The sequence below is a fragment of the Dehalogenimonas alkenigignens genome, from assembly GCF_001466665.1.
GTDB classification, from domain to species: Bacteria; Chloroflexota; Dehalococcoidia; order Dehalococcoidales; family Dehalococcoidaceae; genus Dehalogenimonas; species Dehalogenimonas alkenigignens.
In genome coordinates this window covers 1338340-1359330 of the sequence record NZ_KQ758903.1, presented here as the reverse complement: position 1 = coordinate 1359330, position 20991 = coordinate 1338340, and the positions used below count along the sequence as shown (strand labels likewise).

21 protein-coding genes and 1 riboswitch are annotated in these 20991 nt (G+C 52.8%); of the genes, 3 read left to right on the top strand and 18 right to left on the bottom strand.

The features are described from left to right. Nucleotides 1-20: 20 nt before the first annotated feature. From trpD to DEALK_RS07060, 9 genes are all read right to left on the bottom strand, one after another. Nucleotides 21-1145, bottom strand: coding sequence for an anthranilate phosphoribosyltransferase (gene trpD, locus DEALK_RS07100; RefSeq protein WP_058439556.1), 1125 nt, complete (start codon nucleotides 1143-1145; stop codon nucleotides 21-23). Nucleotides 1146-1216: 71 nt separating this feature from the next. Further along, nucleotides 1217-2251, bottom strand: coding sequence for an alcohol dehydrogenase catalytic domain-containing protein (locus DEALK_RS09635; RefSeq protein WP_065128852.1), 1035 nt, complete (start codon nucleotides 2249-2251; stop codon nucleotides 1217-1219). A gap of 108 nt (nucleotides 2252-2359) precedes the next feature. Further along, a riboswitch (cobalamin riboswitch) is annotated at nucleotides 2360-2546 on the bottom strand. Between the two features lie 32 nt (nucleotides 2547-2578). Continuing rightward, nucleotides 2579-3652: a pyridoxal phosphate-dependent aminotransferase gene (locus DEALK_RS07090; protein ID WP_240608150.1), complete on the bottom strand. Its 1074-nt coding sequence runs from the start codon at nucleotides 3650-3652 to the stop codon at nucleotides 2579-2581. Next, nucleotides 3633-4589, bottom strand: a complete 957-nt coding sequence (cbiB, locus tag DEALK_RS07085) for an adenosylcobinamide-phosphate synthase CbiB (protein WP_058439553.1) — start codon at nucleotides 4587-4589, stop codon at nucleotides 3633-3635. Before cbiB ends, DEALK_RS07090 begins: the two co-directional genes overlap by 20 nt. Nucleotides 4590-4598: 9 nt before the next feature. Beyond that, a complete protein-coding gene (locus DEALK_RS07080) occupies nucleotides 4599-5345 on the bottom strand; it encodes an adenosylcobinamide amidohydrolase (RefSeq protein WP_058439552.1) in 747 nt (248 codons plus the stop codon). 11 nt (nucleotides 5346-5356) lie between these two features. After that, the gene (locus DEALK_RS07075) at nucleotides 5357-6166 is read right to left on the bottom strand and encodes an ABC transporter ATP-binding protein (RefSeq protein ID WP_058439551.1); all 810 of its coding nucleotides are present in this window, start codon (nucleotides 6164-6166) and stop codon (nucleotides 5357-5359) included. A gap of 1 nt (nucleotide 6167) precedes the next feature. Further along, complete coding sequence (locus tag DEALK_RS07070) at nucleotides 6168-7253, bottom strand: FecCD family ABC transporter permease (protein WP_240608152.1); 1086 nt, start codon at nucleotides 7251-7253, stop codon at nucleotides 6168-6170. A 56-nt stretch (nucleotides 7254-7309) separates the two neighbouring features. After that, complete coding sequence (locus DEALK_RS07065; protein ID WP_083496400.1) at nucleotides 7310-8335, bottom strand: ABC transporter substrate-binding protein; 1026 nt, start codon at nucleotides 8333-8335, stop codon at nucleotides 7310-7312. A 412-nt stretch (nucleotides 8336-8747) separates the two neighbouring features. Next, nucleotides 8748-9449, bottom strand: coding sequence for a radical SAM protein (locus DEALK_RS07060; RefSeq protein WP_240608154.1), 702 nt, complete (start codon nucleotides 9447-9449; stop codon nucleotides 8748-8750). 204 nt (nucleotides 9450-9653) lie between these two features. Here DEALK_RS07060 and DEALK_RS07055 point away from each other — a divergent pair, with 204 nt between their 5' ends. From DEALK_RS07055 to DEALK_RS07045, 3 genes are all read left to right on the top strand, one after another. Then, entirely contained in the window at nucleotides 9654-10343 is a 690-nt protein-coding gene (locus tag DEALK_RS07055; RefSeq protein ID WP_058439549.1) for a cytochrome c biogenesis CcdA family protein, read from the top strand. A gap of 11 nt (nucleotides 10344-10354) precedes the next feature. Beyond that, nucleotides 10355-10843 (top strand): peroxiredoxin family protein, encoded by a 489-nt coding sequence (locus DEALK_RS07050; protein WP_058439548.1) that lies wholly within the window; start codon nucleotides 10355-10357, stop codon nucleotides 10841-10843. 81 nt (nucleotides 10844-10924) lie between these two features. After that, on the top strand, nucleotides 10925-11236 hold the full coding sequence (locus DEALK_RS07045; protein WP_058439547.1) for a hypothetical protein: 312 nt from the start codon (nucleotides 10925-10927) through the stop codon (nucleotides 11234-11236). 85 nt (nucleotides 11237-11321) lie between these two features. On the opposite strand, the gene DEALK_RS07040 is transcribed toward DEALK_RS07045, so the two are convergent. From DEALK_RS07040 to DEALK_RS07000, 9 genes are all read right to left on the bottom strand, one after another. Beyond that, nucleotides 11322-11819 carry a hydrogenase maturation protease gene (locus DEALK_RS07040; protein ID WP_058439546.1) on the bottom strand — a complete coding sequence of 166 codons (498 nt, stop codon included), beginning with the start codon at nucleotides 11817-11819 and terminating at the stop codon, nucleotides 11322-11324. Next, nucleotides 11819-13261, bottom strand: a complete 1443-nt coding sequence (locus DEALK_RS07035) for a Ni/Fe hydrogenase subunit alpha (RefSeq protein ID WP_058439545.1) — start codon at nucleotides 13259-13261, stop codon at nucleotides 11819-11821. The genes DEALK_RS07040 and DEALK_RS07035 overlap by 1 nt, the downstream gene beginning before the upstream one ends. A gap of 23 nt (nucleotides 13262-13284) precedes the next feature. Next, nucleotides 13285-14202 carry an NADH-quinone oxidoreductase subunit B family protein gene (locus DEALK_RS07030; protein WP_058439544.1) on the bottom strand — a complete coding sequence of 306 codons (918 nt, stop codon included), beginning with the start codon at nucleotides 14200-14202 and terminating at the stop codon, nucleotides 13285-13287. A gap of 62 nt (nucleotides 14203-14264) precedes the next feature. Further along, nucleotides 14265-14450: a hypothetical protein gene (locus DEALK_RS07025; protein WP_058439543.1), complete on the bottom strand. Its 186-nt coding sequence runs from the start codon at nucleotides 14448-14450 to the stop codon at nucleotides 14265-14267. 8 nt (nucleotides 14451-14458) lie between these two features. Next, nucleotides 14459-14896, bottom strand: coding sequence for a hydrogenase iron-sulfur subunit (locus DEALK_RS07020; protein WP_058440085.1), 438 nt, complete (start codon nucleotides 14894-14896; stop codon nucleotides 14459-14461). 27 nt (nucleotides 14897-14923) lie between these two features. Continuing rightward, nucleotides 14924-17953: an FAD-dependent oxidoreductase gene (locus DEALK_RS07015; RefSeq protein WP_244881592.1), complete on the bottom strand. Its 3030-nt coding sequence runs from the start codon at nucleotides 17951-17953 to the stop codon at nucleotides 14924-14926. 2 nt (nucleotides 17954-17955) lie between these two features. Further along, nucleotides 17956-18819, bottom strand: a complete 864-nt coding sequence (locus tag DEALK_RS07010) for a CoB--CoM heterodisulfide reductase iron-sulfur subunit B family protein (protein ID WP_058439542.1) — start codon at nucleotides 18817-18819, stop codon at nucleotides 17956-17958. Then, nucleotides 18816-19406, bottom strand: coding sequence for a 4Fe-4S dicluster domain-containing protein (locus DEALK_RS07005; protein WP_058439541.1), 591 nt, complete (start codon nucleotides 19404-19406; stop codon nucleotides 18816-18818). The genes DEALK_RS07010 and DEALK_RS07005 overlap by 4 nt, the downstream gene beginning before the upstream one ends. Nucleotides 19407-19601: 195 nt before the next feature. After that, nucleotides 19602-20984 (bottom strand): elongator complex protein 3, encoded by a 1383-nt coding sequence (locus DEALK_RS07000; protein WP_058439540.1) that lies wholly within the window; start codon nucleotides 20982-20984, stop codon nucleotides 19602-19604. Between the last annotated feature and the right edge of the window lie 7 nt (nucleotides 20985-20991).

The following is a 20991-nucleotide window of genomic DNA, read 5'->3' as shown; positions in this document are numbered from 1 at the left end:
TACTTCTTCCTTTCCGTATATTATGATTTAGATTTTACCGTTTGTATAGAACTGATAATTTCATCAAGTCTACCGAGTCCGGACTCGGGTTCGGTGTTTTGCGAAGCAACCCAATCGCGAAGTTTCTTGATCGCTTTGCCAGATTGGACAATGTCCTGAGCCAGCCGGTACCCATGTGCAATATCGTTCACCTGCCCTCCTACGCAGAATATGGGGGCGGCATTGGCGCAAACCATCTGGTAGTCTGATGTTGTCCTTTTCCCGGCGAGAATTTCCACCAACCTTCTCGCCTCAGCCTGACGATCTTGCAGCGGATAAACGTCGGATTCGGTAGCGCTGTTAACACCAAAGACCTCTGGAGTAATAGTGTAGGTAACGATTTCAGATGTATCTAAAAGTTCTGCGACATATGTCTCGCCGAATATAGACACTTCATCCATGCCCCGGCCGCAACCATTGGAACCATGGAATACTAAAGCTCTTTTATAACCGATCTCCCGCATGACTCGGGCAACCGGTTCAACTAGGCTTCGAGTATACACACCCCGGACGCCATGGCGTGGAAGCGCCGGGTTGGACAATGATGCCGAGATGTTAAGCGTAGTGCCGAACCTGATTTGAGATAGGATCCGAAAGAGTGCCTGGGGATGGACCTTTGCGCTCATACCATTGAAAACGCCGATTCCCGTCGCTTCAATGGATTGCTTCACCACATCGATATCGCATTCAACGTCAACGCCGAGAGCTTCGCAGATATCAATTGTGCCGCAAGTTGAAGTCAATGCCCTGGCCCCATGCCGGGCCATATAATTGCCGCCCGCAGCGGCAATAACCGCGGCCGCTGTACTGACGTTAAAAGTCTTTAAGCTATCCATGCCGGTACCGCTATTGTCGATGATAGGTCTTGGTGTCTTTAAACTGACTCGAACGGTATCTCCTTCGTAGATGGATTGCCAGGCTCCGGCAATCTCTTCTGCGGTTTCACCTTTTGCCGTTAAAGCTGCTAGGAACGCTCCCTGCTGCAGGTCCGGCTGGGTATTAGCCATCAGTTGATCAAACATTTCCTTTGTTTTCTGCCGTGTCAGGTTGCCTTTACTGATAAGCATAGCTACGCCCGCTCCGAAGTCTTTAAGATTGTCTTTCATATTGTTCCCCTTTCTCTCGTAGATTCAATGGGTAGTTGTTCCATCTGTTCGTTGTCTCCTCTCGTGTGAATCTATTGCCTGTGGTGGATCACTGCTTTGAGACCCTCGCAATCGCTTGTATATCGAATTCCGTCCATGATCTCTTCTAAACCTACCCGTTTCGTGACTAACGCCCCGACCGGGAGGCCTTCCCCAATCATTTTGAGGGCGGCAGCATTCTGGGCGGCGGTAGATCCGAAAGCCCCGGAGACTTCTAACTCCCGGTAATGGAGGTGATTGACGTCAAACCAGGTAGCTGCAGACTCCCTCGAGAGGCTGGAGAATAACGACAGCCTCCCGCCGGCCGTTAAAAGAGGAAGCACGTTTGAGATATTTGAATGGTTTGATGCGAGAATCACGACGTCGGTTCCCTGGCCTCCGGTCTCGTCACTGACAATCTTTGGCAATCGTTCCAGACCGGCGTCGATAACTCTGTCTGCTCGACCATGCTCCTTAACCAGAGCGAGACGTTTCTCGTTCCTTTCACTTATCAGCACCTTCTCCGCGCCCATTTTCCGGGCTATGAAGCTATTCAATAACCCTAACGGTCCTCCACCAATGATCAATACGGTGTCGCCTCTTTTTACTCTGGTTTTTTCCTGTGCGTTGATACAGCTGGCGAGTGGTTCGGTCAGGGCGGCTTCTTCATCAGTGATATTTTGGGGGATCAAGTTCACCCCGCCGGACAGAACCGAAGTATCTGTCACTGGCAGGTATTCAGAAAAGCCGCCGTCTTCTGAAAACCCAAGGGTTTTGAGGGAAGCACACCTTCGAGTGTCGCCTCGCAGACACGCCGCGCAATACCCGCAATTGATGCCGGGATAGATTTGAACGCGGTCGCCAATGTTAAATGCCCTGTTCCTGCTCTCACATACAACGCCGGCGATTTCGTGGCCGGGGACTCTAGGATAAACTAATCCTTGATGTCCGGTTAAAACCATGCGGGCATCGCTGGAACAAATAGCGCAACAGGTGGCCTTAACAACAAGACCTCGCTGAGGACAAGCTGGGCGTTTTGTCCGGCGGACTTTCAGGATTCCAGGTTGTATCAAGACTGCGGTTTTCATTTTTGGTAAAATAAAAATCCCCGGACCATATGCTAGTCCGAGGAATCTAAAAACAAATCCCCGAACCTGCATCGGTTCAGGGATTTACCATCTCCCGAACCCTTCCTCGAGGGCGTTGTTTCTACGGCAGGTCTTCTGGCTTCTGGTTCAGGCCTATTCCCGGCGCCTTCCCATCCTGATTAGGGACAGTGGCTAAATGCCGGTTTCGTCACCAGTTACAGCGGCGGGACCGCGTCCGATTCTCTCGGACTTCCCAATTAAGCTCTATTCGAGCGCCGTAAGCCCATATTCAATTGTTAGTTATTGTAACGTTTTCGATGGATGATGTCAATCCCTGGATTTAATCGCATGAACTAGCCTTCGGCACTCTGGTAAAGTTCGGGGAGCAATTCGTACATACTGAGGTAATCCAAAAGAGGCACAGTCGCGTACAATAAGTCCTTTTTTCAATAAATCTGATCTGAATATTTTCGCGTCCGTAACTTCCATAAGAAAGAAATTTGTCATTGTTGGGACGATGTGAAATCCCAGAGCAGAGAATTCATCAATCAGATAGTCCCGCCCCCGCTTCACCAAACGCTCGCTCCTGTTCAAATATCTTTTATCGCGCAGTGCTTGAATTCCGGCGCGCTGGGCTATCGCATTTACATTCCACGGCGGTTTAACCTTTTCTAAATTGGCAATAATCAACTCATCGGCGATAGCATACCCTAGACGTAAGCCTGCTAAAGCGTAGTCTTTGGTCATGCTGCGTATGATTATCAGATTAGTGTTAGAATGCAAATCCACGGAGTTCCATGAGTTTTTGGTGAACGCTATATATGCCTCATCAAGAACCAAAAGGCAAGAAGGGTTTACTTCCAATATATGTTCAATTTCTGAAAGCGAAAGATATTGTCCTGTTGGGTTGTTGGGATTACAAATGAATACCGCTTTTGTTCGGAGGTGTTGAATCAGCGCTGCAACGCGCCCGGCATCAAATCGAAAATCGAAGCGTTCTTCTGCCCATAAGTCGATAACTTGGGCTCCAGCGATTCGGCAAGCGATTTCGTATTCGCCGAAAGTTGGCTTGCAAATCAATACGCTGTCGCTCTGACTAAAATATGCTTGAGCGATTAGCCTGATAATCTCCGTGCTGCCGCTGCCCACGATGACGTTTTCTGGTTTGACGCCATTTTCCGCGGCTATAAGCCGACGCAGGTCTGTTGAGTCAGAATCGGGGTAATGGTCAATGACCACGTCATCGAGAGAAAATTCTAACATTAAGGGGTACGGGTTTGAGTTGGAACTGAAATCGATGACCTCTTCTGGACGGATGCCAAGGCGCTCGAACTCAGCATAATTCGGCCCTCCGTGGTAGCAGGATTTGAGCGCGGCGACCTCAGGCCTTGGCGAGAGCAATATACGCCCCTCCGATGGCGAAGCAAATGATGAACCAAACCAGGGTGGCGGAGTTGATTAACCGTAGAGAGTCATCTATTACCCCTGGTGTCATAGGCCGGTCAATACGGCCCAACCGGTAGTGGTCAATTTTCTCGAATTGTACCCCCAACGCCCCGGCAGCCGCCGCCATCGGCCAGCCGGCGTTGGGGCTTTCGGTTTTCAAGTGGTCAACCTTGGCTACTCGCCAAGCTCGCCGGGCGCCCATCTTGGTCAGCCAGGCACCGGCGATGATGACTAACGCCGATAGCCGCGCCGGAATATAGTTCAGGACGTCGTCCAGCCGTGCCGGGAACTTGCCGAAATATTCGTATTTGCCATGGTAGCCGATCATGCTGTCGAAGGTGGAAACAACCCGGAAGCCGAAAGCCGCCGCCAGACCGAACGTTCCGAAAAGGCTGCCTACTACGAAAAAAAACAGCGGCGACACCAGGCTGTCGCACAGGCTCTCCGAGACGGATTCGACTGTGGCCGAGACCAAATACGGCCGCGGCAGTTTCGAGGTGTCACGGGAGACCAACGCCCGAAGCTCGAAGCGAGCCTTATCTAGCGTCTCGTCATTTTCGATCAGCCGCTTGATATGAAGCGCCGTCTTACGGAGATAGACGAAACTGAAGGTCATCTTGAGCAGGACACCGCTGGCAATAATATAAAGGGCGTAATTAATGTCTCTCAGCCAGTCGGCCAGAAGCCAGGCTGCCGCGGCTACGACAGCTGCCAATAACAACGTTGCCGCCGTGCCGTAAACAAACTGGTAGGTTTTACCGCCCCGAAGGCCGAATCTCTCGAAGAGGTATATGACCTTGCCGAACCAAGCGGTCGGGTGGATGGCGTTAGGCGGATCGCCGATGGCGAACTCAACAAGAAGAGCCACCAGCAAGATGAGGATTATGTCCAATGAGGACTCCTAGCTGCACAATGCCTTGCGACGCTTGGCGATCGCTTCTTTAGTGGCGGCGGTCACCGCCCGGGCCATCAGTGCGCCTATTTTAGTATGTCCACTGACATATGTACACTTTTCCGTTTTGCCTGAAACCGTAACAATTTGGTCAGTGCCGGTGCCGGTGGCTTGAAGAGTCGGGGTATAACTGCTGCGTATTCCCAGGTCTTCCAATGCAACCACTTTAGCTTCTGTGATCGTGATGAAAGAAGCAGCCATTGCCGCCTGGGTCAATTCGGTGCTGCAGAAAACGATAGTGTTGATGGTACTCACCGGGTTATGGTGGCGGCCGCAGTCAACGCCGACTCTCAGGGCATTTCCTTCAACTCCAGCGGTAACAAATGCCAAAGCCCAGAGATCACCATCTGTAGCCTCGCTCCAGGCTAAATGCTCCATGGTGACGCCGGTGGATAGAATTGTAGCGTTGTCCAACGACAGATTATTGCCGCAGGAGTTGGCTTTCAAGACCTGGCGAAAATATCCCCTCCAATCCGCCGCTGGATCATGCAGCTTCGTCCAGAGCGGTTGTGGTATATGATAGTTAGCTACCACGGATACTTTACGGTAGCCCTGGAGTCCGGAGAGCGTTCTCGCGGGTTCGGGGAGGTGAAGAAGTAAAGCGTTGGATGATACTCCCCAGGCATGATGATGAATTATCTCGGCAGTGATGCCGTGGAAGCAGCCTATGATTTCGTTTTGGTTCTCAGATGTCATTTATGTGCTCTCTAAATCGCGCATTTATTGTTGTCCTTGAGATTACTGACCTTGGGTAAAACTGCCGGCAGGCCGGACAATGGGTGAGTATGAACGTAGCTGCCCTGACCGTAGACCTGACAGATATTATCCGTAGTAATTACCTCCTGGGGGGTACCGAAAGCGAAGAGTGTTCCTTTTTTGATAAGTACCAGTTTTTCGCAATAATGGGCGGCTAAATTCAGATCATGAATTGCCGCGATGACGGTAAGGTTCCTTCTATGACATTCTTCTTTCAGTAGATCGAGCACTTCAATTTGACGCCCAATATCCAAATTAGCTGTAGGCTCGTCAAGCAGAATACATTCAGTTTCCTGGGCTAACGCTCGAGCGATGACTACAGATTGGATTTCTCCGCCGGAAAGTTCAGAAATACGGCGGTCGGCAAACTGCTGTACACCGCAACGTTCCATTGCCTGCCACGCAATGGATAGGTCGCGGCTACTTTCATATTGGAACGTCCCAAGGTGAGGATTGCGGCCCATAAGTACGATTTCAAAGGCGGTGAAGGCGCTCGGAAGTACTGGTGTCTGGGGCACAACGCTGATTAGTTTAGCCATTTCTCGCCGGTGCATTTTAGCGATATCGTGCCCATTCGCTTTTACCCAGCCTTCTCTGGGGTTAAGAACACGGCACAATGCTTTGATTATGGTGGATTTGCCGGAGCCATTCGGTCCAACTAGGCCGACCATTTCGCCAGGAACTGCTTGGAAGCTCATATTATGGACAACTTCCTTAGTTCCATAAGCTAAAGTCAGGTTATGAGCTTCAAGAGTTTTCATCTTAGAAAAGCACCTGGGTCCGTTTTCGTAATAGATAGAGGAAAAATGGGGCGCCGCATAATGCTGTGATAATGCCTATTGGTATTTCAGATGGCGCTATGGTCCGGGAGATAATATCGGTAGTGATTAGAAATATAGCCCCCACAAGAGCCGAAAAAGGCAGTAAAAAACGGTAATCGGCTCCCCAAATCAGACGTACAGCATGAGGAATAATAATGCCGACAAAGCCGATGATGCCGACAAAAGACACCGCCGCCGCGGTAATTAGAGTCGCCGCGGTTAGTAGTAGCAACTTTAGCTTCTCGACGTCCACTCCAAGCTGTTTTGCCTGATCTTCACCAAGCTGGATTATGTTTAAAGAGCGCGCGAACAGGAAGATAAAAGCGCTGCCGGTGATAACTACTGGCAAAGCTATTTGGACTTCACTCCATTGGGACAGCGAAAAACTCCCCATCATCCAAAAAACAATTCCCTGGATTTTATCGCCGCTGATAGTGATGACATATGACACCAATGCCATTAGAAGCGAACCGACAGCGACGCCGGCTAAAATTAACGTCGTTACGGGAATCGCTGCGCCAACGCGAGCCAGGGTATAGACGATCAGCACCGTGATCAAAGCGCCCAAAGCGGCAAAAATTGGAACAATGCTGAACTCTAGACCGGGAAAGACCGTTGGTATTACAAAGCCGACTGCGGCGCCAAGAGCTGCTCCTTGAGCTACTCCAATCAGGTAAGGGTCGGCAAGAGGATTTCGGAAAAGCCCTTGATAGGTCGCTCCGGCCACCGATAAAGCGATTCCGACGACCCCGGCGAGTATTACCCTGGGTAAACGAATCTGGCTGATGATGGTCGCCGTCGAATCGGACCAGGTCTGGTCAATATTAATGAACGGAAGTTTGTCGAGAAGAATACCGAATGTAGTACCAAGAGGAATTTTGACGCTGCCGATAGTAGTGGCGAACGCCGCGAGTAGTAATAATCCGCCCAACAGAATTCCCATACTGATCAGGCGGGTGCGCCATTTCACGGCCAGTGTTGGGGAATTAATCTTTTCTTTTATGCCGGCCGACTCGCTAGAAACCATCATACTCCCGGAGGGGTTGGATGGCCACTTCAAAGATGGTCATCCAGCTATGTCATTCACTTGAATAGTTCCGGATGGATCAATTTTGCCATAGCTTCCAGACCATCGACGACACGCGGCCCCATACGGTTCGTCCAGTCCTGGTTAACCTCATAAACCCGACCGTCCTTGCGAGCAGGGATATCTTTTAGCCTTGGCTCATTCTTGATGTACTGTAATGTCAGATTCTCAGCTCCGCCCATTCCAGTGGTGATAACCACTTGTGGATCGGCTGAGATAATCGATTCAAGCCCCATCGTCGGAAAACCATCTGCCATACCTTTGGAGACTGATGTACCCCCTGCCAGTTGGATAAGTTCGAACATAAAGGTGTTTGGGCCAACGGTCATCGGTGGGTCATGCCAAATCAGCATCAGTGTACGTACTCTTTCAGCATCGGGTAGAGTTGCAGTCTTGGCTTTGACCGCGTTTATCCTATCGTTCATGGTTTTAACAACATTGGCCGCTTTAGCTTGAACATTCGTTACCTTGCCAACAAGGGTAATGGAATCGAGGACGTCCTGCAGACTCCTGGGATCGACGACGAAGACCGGAAGATTAAGGCTGATCAACTGTGGCACAACCTTGGCTGCATGAATATTTGCCGCCAGAATCAAATCAGGCTTTAGAGCAACGATCTTCTCCACTTCCGCGGTAGAATAACCGCCGACTTTAGCGACACTCTTAGCCGCTTCAGGATAATCGCAGTATGTGGTGTTGCCTACAAGTTTATCACCGAGTCCAAGCGCATAGACAATCTCCGTATTTGAAGGGGCTAGTGAAACGATGCGCTGTGGGGCGCTCGTGAAAGTCATCTCGCGTCCGACTGTCACTCCCTTCGAATCGCGAGTTCCATCTTTTATGGTCAAAGGGTATACAACGGCTGGTTCTTGGGTCGCAGGGGTAGTTGAAGGTGTTGTTGCGCTGCCGGGTTCTGCGCATCCCGGTAAAATACCCAGTGCAAGGATAATGGAGATTAGGATGAGACCAACCCTGATTCTTTTTTCCTTAAGTCGTTTAGAAAATATCTTACCCATGAACATTTATTCCCTCATATATTTCTAAAATCATCTACACTCAGTACCGACAAGTTTTCTTATTCTGTGTTAAACATTTCCTGCCTCCTTCATCCGCGGAGAGACCTTTGCCCAGAGCCGGGGTTCTGACTCCTTCGAGTACATCGAAGTAACAGCAGGCGGTACTGTGCCGGACTTTCACCGGACTTGCACCCGTTAGTTCGAAACGTTTTCGAACTGCTCTGGTTCACATGATTGAATCATTCACGCTAACCGGTTGATAAACAATTTGTCTTAACTACAATTCTGTGTACTTGATTACAATGATACGCTGCTTATGATCAGCTGTCAAGGAAGTCGAAGAAAAATTAACTCTCTAAAAAAGCGTGGAGGCACGTGTTATCATGCCTCCACGCTTTTCATGGTTCGGGTACTGTACCTAAAAAATGCGTACCGCTTTATCGCCGATCCGCTTCATATCCAATGTGAGGATTGTCACCTGCTTCATGTGCTTCTTAGCTAATTCAGCGGCATATTCCACTTCGGCATTCGAAGCAGCCCGCCACGGGCATTCCGGAACAGGAAAATATGCATCGATTCGGAAGGGGATATTTGGATCAATAGAGGCTACAAATTCAGCAACTTTTTCAATTTCTTCGGCTTCAATAAGTTCTGGTATCAGGACTACTTCTGCGTGCAGGTTCTTGCCCATGCGGGCGATTTCGGCGAAGTTCTTCAACGCTGATTTATTGTTGCGCCCGGTATATTTTCGATAAATGTCTTCGGAAAAAGCCTTGATACTAAAAATTACTTGATCGATATCGGTCAAGTCGGGCATCACGATCCCATTTGTAAGCAGGATGTTATATGAATGCCACTTCTCATGAAGCTCTTTTGTAAGCCTGGGTAACTCGGGATCCAGCGCCGCTTCTGTACCCATGAATACCGCATACTTAATCTTAAGGGGGGTGAGAAGATTAATCACCTCGTCATATGTGAGGAATTTATCGGGAGGCGTCTGGCGCTCCCGGTTCATAATCTCTGTGGTTGCGTCATCGTAAAGACTGAAATCATAGAGTTCCCAGTTTGTGTAACACGCCCGGCAATCCAGCGTACACTTGGTCCAGATGTGGATATCCACCGATTCATACGATGGCTCATATGCTATGTGATAAACCTTCAAATCTTTGAATCCTCCCAACACAAGGACACTATTGAGCAGTTATGGAAGTATACACGAACAAACATCACCTGTCATCCTGGATACATGAAAGCATGACAAACGAAAGGCAAACTGCGCACGCCAAGGATGAAGTTTTCACTATGTTATAATGAGAGTCACCCCATGGAGAACGTAGATATTTTGACTGCCTTGGGCGGTGGCATACTTTCGTTCTTATCGCCGTGTGTTCTTCCGATGGTGCCGGTTTATCTGTCTGCGTTGGCTGGGACTGACTTCCTGGATCCTGAGAAGGTTTCTTCAATAAAGAGGTCAAGGTTCTTTCTTCACTCGTTGAGCTTCGTCCTTGGATTTACTGTTATTTTCGCCGGTTTAGGAGCACTAGCTGGTTTAACCGGAACATTCATCAGCCCGGATTCAGTCGCTGTACGGTGGGGTACTGGATCAATCCTGGTCTTGCTTGGAATTTCCATGCTGTTAGCCGCCCGATTCCCCCAACTCAATTTCGAGAAACGGCTACATTTCCCAGCAGTAAAAGAAGGCTATGCACGTTCTTTTCTCACCGGCGCTGCTTTCACTTTCGCCTTGACGCCCTGCGTCAGCCCCATCCTGGGTAGCATCCTGACGCTGTCCCTGGCCAGCGAGACCGTATGGCAGGGCAGCTCATTATTGTTGGTCTATTCACTCGGGCTGGGTATCCCGTTCCTGATCATCGGGCTGGCACTTGGCTCTGCGTTACCAATTCTGCGGCGTATAATCCGTTTCACCATCTGGTTCTATATCCTGGGCGGCATTGCCCTTATTACAGTCGGGGCACTGATTCTCACCGGTAATCTGAACCTGATCACTATATAATGAGGAGGTTTATGGTTCAACAAGTATTGAATCGATGCTTTGCGGGCTTGCTGTGCATTGTGGTTCTGCTGGCCATTCCAGGCTGCTCCTCAAGTACTGAGGCTCCCGCATTCACTTTGGAAAACTTGACCGGCAAACCGGTGTCACTATCTGATTTTATTGGAAAGCCATTGATCATCAACTTCTGGCAGCTGAGTTGCCCGCCGTGTATAGAAGAACTGCCCTATTTTCAGGCGGTGCATGAAAGGGATGACACCGGTGCCGCCATCCTTACCGTAGCCATACGCGATTCAGAGGCCGTGCTTAATTCGTTCATGGCATCGAACACCTATTCCTTTACCGTGCTCCGCGACGTCAACGCTTCGGTGGCTGAAAAATACGGGATTAGATATACACCAACTACTGTTTTTATCGACAGTAAAGGACAAATCGTTAAGATCAAGACCGGAGCTTTTCACAGCGCTAACGAACTTGCTCAGGCTATTGGGAAAATCGATTGAGGGATATTGTATAATACGGAGGAGAGGATGAATCCATTCAAAAACGCCGCTATCAATGGTGTTACATCGTGAGAGAATGAAATGACTGACGATATACTCCGGGAGGCCAACAATATAGCCCAGTGCCGTGAATGTCAGTGGTTCAAGTCCTGTACGGTGCCGATGCGTTTCACTGCCGATGACATCCGGCGGCAGATGGAAGCCCAGCAAGGTGTCACTTTCACCGCCCAGGACGACAGTAACATGCAGAACCTAATCGGCAGTATGGCTCAGGCGGTACAAAACTCCATGGTCGAGGCTTGCCCGGTCTTTATCCAGCGCCTGCGCTCCAGCCCCAAGTTGGCCGAGCGCATCAAGCGTATAATGCAGAATTGGTCGGACGATAACGCCTGACAGGGTATGGCGGATTCACAACCACGGTCTGCGGTTGTGCTTCACTGAGTTCGTTTGCGTTCCTGTGCCTGAGCTTCAGGTTGAGTCATTTATGCCCGAAAAAAACAGTTTCGATATAGTTCGCGGTTTCGTCCACGGCTTTTTGTGTCAGTTCTGACATCTCAGCAGTGACAATCTCTGGAATCGGTTCCGGTTGTGCCGCAATGATTGTTACACTGATTCCTGCGTTATCCCGCAGTTCCTTGAGAAGGTTGAGCGATGGCGCAAGGTGTAGCGAGAAATCATGACTCTTGATCTTAGGAACCTCATCTATCTTGACCGTGAAGACCTCCCCGGGTTGCCGGCCACAGTCCAAGGCGTCGACGATGACCACTTCGCTAGGTCGCTGCGGGGAAAGGATCAGGTCGAATAGTATCTCGCGCACGCCCGTGCCGACATCCAGCACCGCCGCGAAAGACGGTACCCGGCCGCGGCGGTTGAGTTCTTCCGCCACAGCCGGGCCGTAACCATCGTCACCAAAGAGCGGATTGCCTACCCCCAACACCAATAGATCTTTGCGGTAGTAATCCGGCAGGTATTCCATTACTGGTTGGACAGCGTCTCGATGAGTTGACCATCTGGGCCAACGATGTCCACCTTGCACGCCAGTTGACCGTTGAGGTCGTGGCTGGCGCAGGACAGGCAGGGATCGTAAGCGCGGATGGTCATTTCCACCGTATTTAGAATGGCCTCATCGTATTTTCCATCCTTAATGAGAAGTTTGGCTGCCTGCTTGACCGACATGTTGATCGGAGCGTTATTCTGGCAGGTGGCCACGATCAGATTAACCGCCGTTAATAAACCCTTCTCGTCGGTGGTGTAGTCGTGTATGAGGGTACCGCGCGGCGCCTCGGTGCAGCCGACACCACGCGCCGCTCGCGGCGTTACGGCAACCCGGGTGTTGGTAGACGTGATTTCAGGGTCATTTAGAAGCTCAAGAGCCTTCTCAGCGTTATAAAGGAGTTCTATCAGGCGTGCCCAATGGAACAGAAGGGTCGCTTGGACGGGGCGCCCGAAGGCGGCGCGGAACTCCTCCAACTCGGCCTGGGCGAGCGGCGTGGAGATCCTGTCGGCCACGTTAAGCCGGGCAAGTGTATTGACGCGGTAGATGCCTGAGGGATTGTCCGGATCCATGGAGAAGCCGCCCCATTTTTTATTGTAGGGGAACTTTACGAACGACCACGGCTCAACATGCTCGGTGATGTGATCGAGGTAATCTTTGGCTTCAAAGTCTTCGTACTTACCCTCGGCGTCCATCATTCTGAGCTTGCCGTCGTAAAGATCCAGGGTGCCATCTGCCTTGACCGTACCCAAAAAGCCGGTCTTTATGACGCCAACTGTTTTAACTACCTCGAGGTAAGCCGGGAAGATATTTTTCTTGGCGTAGTCCATAGAGAACTTAGCTAGCTCCAGCGCCTGCTGGGCCATGGGTATAAGTTCCTTTCGCTCCGCCTCGGTCAGAGGTTTGGAAAAGCCGCCCGGTACTGCTGCTACCGGATGAATGGACTTTCCGGCGATCATCTCCAGCATATGGGCGCACATATGACGCACCTTGACAACGTTACGGGCGACATCCGGCAGTTTCTGGGCGATGCCGAAGACGTTTCGAACCTCGTAAGCTGCCCCGGGGCCCATGACGAAGTCGCCGCCACCCAGGAAATAGAAGTGCAGGATGTGTTCTTCCATATAGGCTATGCTGTTGCACAACTCGCGCAACTTGCGCCCGGCAGGCGGTGGGGTGACGCCGAAGACCGCGTCACAGGCTTTCGCGGCTGCCAGGTGGTGGGACCATGGGCAGACTCCGCAGATACGGGTGGTAATGCGCGGCATTTCTTCCACTGGTCGACCAATGCAGAAACGTTCGAATCCGCGAAGCTCGAGGACGCTCACACGGGAATCAGCGACATTCCCGGCGTCATCAAGTTGAATGGTAATTTTAGCCCCGCCTTCGATACGGGACACAGGTTGTATGACAATTTCTTTCATCTTTCTCTCTCCTTACCCCTGTATTAGCGGGCCGGCATGGGGCGCAAACGCCCGGCGCCTATGAAGCGGTTGAAAGTGGCCATGCGGTCTTCGATCTGTTTGGGGTCCAAACCGACCGACGAAAGGGCGCCCATCATGTCCACCATAGGATTGGCGCCAGCCCTGATGGGGCCGTAGCAACCACGGCAGGGCATATAGGCCTTGATGCAGCGAGGCGTCTTCTCTGAACCGCCGCAACCGGTGCGGGTCGCCGGACCAAGGCACAGGATGCCTTGCTCATTCATACAGCGCATGTTGTCATAGCGGCCGGGTGTGAATTCAGCGGGCTGTAGCGGGCGGCGTATGGCCACTTTGGCTTTTTTCTCGCGAACAGTCGGGCAATCATCGCAGACGCTTTTTTCAGGCAGGGAGAAACTCTTCCCCTGGAGGAGTGAGGTCAGGGCGCCGGCGATCCATTCCGGAGTAGGCGGGCAGCCTGGGATGGAGACATCCACCTTGATAACCTCGTTGACCGAATATACGCGGTCGGTCAGGGCCGGCAGGCCCTGGGACGGGTTGTCGCCGGCTTCGGTGCTGGCCGTCTTGCGGTAGGCCATATCGAAGATTTCAGCATTGTTGTACATATTGCCCAGCGCCGGGATACCGCCGAAGTTGGCGCAGGAGCCCAGGGAGATGATTATTTTGCACTTGCGGCGCATCTCTTCAGCCAGTTCCTTATTCTCCTGGTTGCGGATGCTGCCGGTGACGATGCCGACATCAGCCTCGGGGATTTCCATGTGTTTCTTTTCACCGGTCTGGCCGAAGAGTTTGTGATCCATCAGCACCGGCATATGGACAAATTCAAGACTGGGCAAGAGGTCAAGAAGCGGCTCGCCGATGTCCAGGATGGACACCTCGCAGCCGCCGCAGACGGCGAACCATTCTTCCGCTACACGTACCATGCCATTTCCTCCTTTTATTTCGGGTTGCTGCTATAGCCGGTAAACAGGTGCCGGCGGAGTGATTATCCCGAGGTGTTGGCGACGACGCGGCGGGTAAATAGGTAATGGCCGTCATCCTCCACCGCCAATCGCACCTCAAAGCCGAGCGAGCGGTAGTGCTGCTCCTGCTCCAGACTTTCGGCTTCAGTATCGTACTTCTTCCCATCCCACATAAATTTTTTGCCATCGAAGAGGCGGGCGAGTTCCATTGTTCTCCTTACATCTTGTACGGGCTCGGGCCCAGGGTCTTGAGTTCGTTGACCATATCGGTCACCACTTTGGCAAACCGTGCGCCCTCCGAGGCTGAGACCCACTCCAGCCGGTAACGCTCTTCTTCCAGCCCAAAGTCCTGAAGCATCAGTTTGATGGCTTCAGCCCGGGACTCCGCCCGAAGGTTGCCTTCGCGGTAATGGCAGTCCCCGGGGTGGCATCCGCACATTAACACGCCATCGGCGCCTTTGGTCAGGGCATCGATGACCAGGTTGGGGTGGACCATGCCGGAGCACATCACCCGGATGATGCGCACGTTGGGCGGGTACTGAATGCGAGATACCCCGGCCAGGTCGGCTGCGGCGTAGGAGCACCAGTTGCAGGCGAAGCAAATGATGAGCGGCTGATAGCTGGTCTCAGTGGTGTTCTCGATACTCTCGGTCATCATCATCGTATTTAATCCTAATATTCATTAGACAGGAGACACCAGCGCCGCCACCATTTCGGATAGCTCGTCCAGGTTGAAATTCTTGACCATAATACCTTTCTTGGGGCAAGTGGCCATGCACACTCCACAGCCCTGGCACTTGGCCGGATCGGTCTCGGCGGTTTTCTTGACGGCGTCACCGGACATGTACTCCACCAGGTTAATGGCTTTGAAGGGGCATGGGTCGACGCAATAGGCGCAGCCGTCGCAGTTCTCGTCTTTTACCTCAGAGACGCAGGCTTCGAGCCTGATCTCTTCCTTAGACAGGATGGCGGCGGCCTTAGCGGCGGCGGCGCCGGCCTGGGCGATGGATTCATCAGCCAGTTTCGGGCTATGGGCCAGACCAGCTAGGAATACGCCTTCCACCGGAGAATCCACCGGCCGCAGTTTGATATGAGCCTCCATCAGGAACCCGTCTTCTGACTGGGGCAGTTTCAACATCCGGGCCAGTTCCTGATCTTCGTCCGGCACGACGCCGGTCGAAAGTACTAGGAGGTCGGTGGGGATTTTCAAGCGGGCATTCAGGATCGGGTCGACAACCGAAACCACCAGGTCGGTGCCGTTCTGGCTGGCCACCGGCGGCTGGTTCTGTTCGTAGCGGATAAAGCGCACCCCAAGTTTACGGGCGCGGGTGTATTCTGCTTCGTGGAGGCTGTAAGCGCGGATATCGCGATACAGAATAAAAACCTCGGTCTTCGGCTGCCGGGCTTTAAGTTTGATTGCGTTTTTAATGGCTTGGACGCAGCACAGGCGGCTGCAGTAAGGGTGCTTTTCGTCTCTTGAACCGACGCACTGGATCATGACTACGGTGCGGGCGTCGATCCTCTCGAGCGAGACTCGTTCTTCGAGGTCAAGTTGGGTGATGACTCTGGGGCTCTGTCCGTAGAGGTATTCCGTCGGCATGTATTCTACGGCGCCGGTAGCGACGATGACGGCGCCGGCCTTGACCTGCCGTATCTCGCCGTCAGTCTTGAAATCGACGATAAAATTGCCGGCGGTACCGTCGAAGGCGGTGACCTTCGATTCGAGGTGAAGCTCGATGTTGGGATGGATTCTAATCCTCTCGACTAGCTCTTTAAGCTTTGCTTGAGGTTCTTCGCCCGGTCCGCCGAACTTCACCCGCCGCAGGTTGCCGCCGAGTTCCCGTCCCTTTTCCAGCAGGTAGGTCTTGTAGCCGGCGTCGGCTAGCCCCAGCGCAGCCGTCATGCCAGCGAGCCCGCCGCCGATGACCAGTCCGTCGTGGCTGACGGAGACGTGGCCGGGGTGCAGCGGCCGGAGGTGAGATACCTTGACCGCGGCGAGGCGTATGATGTCCTTGGCTTTGGCGGTAGCCTCTGCCGGCTGGTGCATGTGCACCCAGGAGCACTGGTTGCGGATGTTGGCGATCTCCAGGAGGTACGGGTTAAGTCCGGCCTCGCGAAGGGTGTCCTGGAAAAGGCCTTCATGGGTCCGCGGCGTGCAGGCGGCGATGACCACCCGGTTCAAACCGTGCTCGATGATGGCTTCTTTTATCTTTTCCCCGGCGTCGGTGGCACAGGCAAAGAGGGTGTCATTGACATAGCCGACGTGAGGCAGCGTCCTGGCGTACTCGACTACTTCGGGAATGCTGACCACCGAGGCGATGTTCTTGCCGCAGTGGCACACAAAAACGCCGGTGCGCGGCTCGGCGCCGTCGACAGGCCTTTCATCGGGATAGGTCCGCTCCTGGAGTAATTCTCCGCGTTTCTCCGAAAGCAACGCCAGCACCCGGGACGCCGCGGCGCCGGCTTGGATGACCGTCTCCGGTATGTCCTTAGGCCCGGTGAACGCGCCCACGGCGTAAATGCCATCGATGTTGGTGGCCACCGGATCGAGGCCTTCGGTAAAGCAAAAGCCGTCGCTATTCAGCCTGACGCCAAAGGTATCGGACACTGACTGACCGGCCTTTGATGGCCTTAGACCGCATGACAGCATCACCATCTCGAAATATTCTTCCAGCAGGCGGCCCTGCTCGTCCTGGTAGCGGACGACAATATCTTTGCTTGATGGTACTTGCTTCAGGGACGACGGCTGGCAGCGGATGTAGCGCACCCCGGCTTTCTTGGCTCTTTCGTAATAGACCTCGAAACCTTTACCATAGGCGCGGATATCAATATAGAAGACGGCAACGTCGATCTCCGGGTGGTGTTCCTTGAGGATGAGGGCTTCTTTGGTGGCGTACATGCAGCAGACAGCGGAGCAGAAATCGGCCGAGGTCTCTCGTGAACCGACACACTGGATGAAGGCCACTTTCTTGGGTAACGCTCCACTGGACGGCCGCATCACCTTACCGGCGAACGGCCCCGAGGCTGAAAGCATGCGCTCGAACTGGAGGCTGGTCAGGACATCCGGGTAGCGGCCAAAACCAAGTTGTGGCTTTTCTGTGGCATCGTACAGGTCGTAGCCCGGGGCCAGGACGACAGCGCCGACATTGATTTCGACCACCTCGTCCTGCTGTTCCAGCATGATGGCGCCGGCCTCGCAGAACTTCTCGCAGGCCTTGCAGCCCTTGCCCTTTTTGAAATAGATGCAGTTGTCCTTGTCGATGATCGGGACATTGGGAACCGCCTGGGCATAAGGGGTGTAGATAGCTTTACGTTTGGCCAGTCCGCGGTCGAACTCACTGGCCGTCTTGGTCGGACATTTCTCGATGCAGACGTTGCAGCCGGTGCACTTCGATATATCGACGCATCGGGCTTTCTTCAGAACATTGATCCGGAAATTACCGGCTTCACCTTCGTACCCAAGAACTTTGGAGTTGGTCAGTAGTTCGATATTGAGATGGCGGTCTATGGATACTAACCGGGGCGACACGGTACACATAGCGCAGTCGTTAGTGGGGAAGGTCTTGTCCAGCTGCACCATCTTGCCGCCGATGGCCGGCGCCTCGTCCAACAGGTAGACCTTAATGCCGGCCTCGGCCAAATCGAGGGCCGTCTGCATGCCGCCAACGCCGCCGCCGACGACCAGGGCTGCCCCGATCTTGGTCTTTTCCACCGTTAAGCCTTCACCAGCAGTTTTTCGCCTTCAACGAAATGCTTATCCAGCATGAGTTCCTTCTCCGGTACGCCGAGGGCTAAAGCGATGAGTTCGGTAAAATAGAATATTGGTAAATCGTAGGTTTTACCTAAAGCTTTCAGGTCATCCTGGCGCAGGTCCAGGTTTAATTGACAGAAGGTACAGGGCACTGAGATTGCCGCGGCGCCGACAGCCCTGGCGTCGTCGAGAATTCTGGAAGTCAGCTTCAACACCGCGTCGGGCCGAGTGATGGACAGCGATCCGCCGCAGCATTCCACCTTATGCGACCAATCTAGCGTCTTGATACCGACGGCTCCGAGGATATTGTCCATGGTCACCGGGTACTCCGGGTTGTCGCGGAAGCCGGTTTCCTTGTGGGGGCGCACCAGCAGGCAGCCGTAGTAGGAAACAACCTTCAGGTGCGATAGGTCGCGTTTCACCAAGCTTTTCAGTTTCGCCAGATTTTCGTCGTTGGATAGCATTTCCAGCGGGTGCGTCACCGCAACTGGTTGCTCGAATTTATGGCCGATGATGTTTTCGATCTCATGCTTCAGGCGCAGGTCGCTTTTATCTTCGGCTTGGGCAACCTTGAAACGATTGTAACAGGCAGTACAAGGCACAATTACTTCATTCAAGCCCATATTCTGTATCTCGGCCAGGTTTTTAAGGGGTAGTGTATCTGCCAACAGTACCGAGGCGTTGTGGGCTAGGGTCGAGCCGCAGCAGACCCAGTTCTTAGGTTCCTGGAGCTCAAGACCGAGAAGATCGAAAACCCGGCGCAGCGAATGAGAGTATTCTTTGCCGGTGGCCCTAAGTGAGCAACTGTTGTAATAGGCGTATTTCAAGACCGAGCCAACTCCTGTTCTTTCTTGGCTACCTTCTTGAAGAGCTTTTTCATCTCCCGGGAGTTCTGGAAATGGGGCATGACGTCCAATTTGCCCTTTTTCATCATTCGGAGACCCACTCTGGCATCACGACCGATGTTGCCGGTCTTGAGGCTGAGGAGCCCGGCGACCCCTGCCTCATACATCATGCCGAAATTCTCGATGATCGAAAGGCCTGTCTTATAGAACTCGGCGATGGCCCGTTCTTTTGGAGCAATACCTTCCTTGATGGCGATATTGGCCAGGGCGTCCATGACCTTAAGTAAACCTGTTTCCTGGGGGCAGCGAGCGGTGCAGGTGCCGCAGGCGACGCAAAGCCAGTAGGTGTTGGTATTCAGTACCATATCTTTGAGTCCGAGGCGGACTGCGTGGATGACCTGTGTCGGCGTCATGTCCATGAACTCGGTGAGTGGACAGCCCGAGGTACACTTGCGACATTGATAGCAGAGGTTAACATCTACACCATGCAGCGCTTTGATCCCTGAGGCAAATTCGCTGATGTGCCCCGGGACTAGTTCGTATTCAGCAACGGCCGGCGATTCGTTCATGAGTGTTATGCCTTTGCATCCTTAGTCACAAGTCCGGGGTGTTTAATCGTATCCCAGAATTAGTACCTTTGTCAATCGAAATTAGGTCACACAAAGCTAATTTCTGCGCGTCAACGGTTGTCATGTGCCAGTACTATATCTTAAGTACGATACGATCGTAGCCCAAATCCCCTATTTTGTCAATTGAACTACAGGTTAGTAGGGGTTAAAGCGCTTCACCATGTAGCTGGAGTCAAGTATATATCCCAAGTCATGGTAATACCTTCTCGCCCCAACGCCGGACAAGACCGCCAGACTGCTGGCGCCAAATTCGTCTCGGGCAATCTTCTCAGCCTCGCGTACCAATTCCCTGCCGTAGCCCCGATGCTGGGCTGAGGCAGTGTCACGTTTGCCTAAGGACAATTCAGGCCCGTAAACATGCAATTCCCGGATTAAAGGAAACACACCGTCACCTCCGGCAAGCATGGCAGGTGCGCCCTGCTGTACCCGTAATCTTAACAATCCGTAAAGCGTGTCGCTGTCATCTTCAAACGACAGGAAAACCTCTTGGCCGCCAGATGCCTCATAGTCCAGTCGTCGCAGTGACGGCAGCCCAGCCTTCACCACCAGTCGCTGACGATGGCCTAATTCACGGCATCGAATGCAGCGACACGACGTTCCTTGCTCTTCAAGCCTTTGCTGAACTGTGTCCCGCATGGAATTTTTCAAGCCCCCTGTGATGTATTCGGCTGGGATGTCCCGCAGTACGCGGGAGATGCGGACATACGGCGGCACCAATTTTTTCATCTCGGCGATGAGTCCGGTCATCACCTCATCGGGGTACGGCTCATAACGCCCTTCTGCGTGCCAACGCTGCAGTTCGGTGTTTTCGACCACCATCGTCGGATAGATCTTCAACCCGTCCGGCCGAAAATCTGGATTTTCGAATAACTCCCTGGTCAATGCGAGGTCGTTTTCAGGCTTTGACCCTGGTAGTCCTGGCATCCAATGATAGTGAACCTTAAGCCCGGCCTGCCGCAACCGGGCGGTGGCTTTAACGACATCGACAGTGGAGTGACCGCGATTGACGATGCGGAAGACTTCTTCGTCGAGCGTCTGAACGCCCAGTTCTACTCTGGTCACGCCCCAGCCGATCATGCGGGCGATTTCGCCGACGTCGCAGACATCCGGCCGAGTTTCGATGCAAAGACCCACGGCGCGATGGAAAGCAGTCTCATTACAATGCTGTGCTTCTTCCAGCGTTTCACTCTTTGTGTTGTTGAGCGCGTCGAAACAGCCTTTGATGAATGAGTCCTGATAATCCAGCGGAGTCGATAGGAAAGTGCCGCCCATGATAATAAGCTCGATTTTATCAGTGGGGTGCCCCATGTCCGCGAGTATTCTTAACCGGGTCGCGGTTTGAGCCACCGCGTCATAACCGCTGGCGGCCGCCCGTATCACCGCCGGAGAATGTGGTGTATAGCTGCGGGGAGTATTTTCAAAATCTGGACAATAGATGCATCGACCGGGGCACGGCGCTGGCCTGCTCATGACGGCCACTGGTGTCACTCCGGAAATTGTTCGAGTCAGCTTTTTCATTTATACT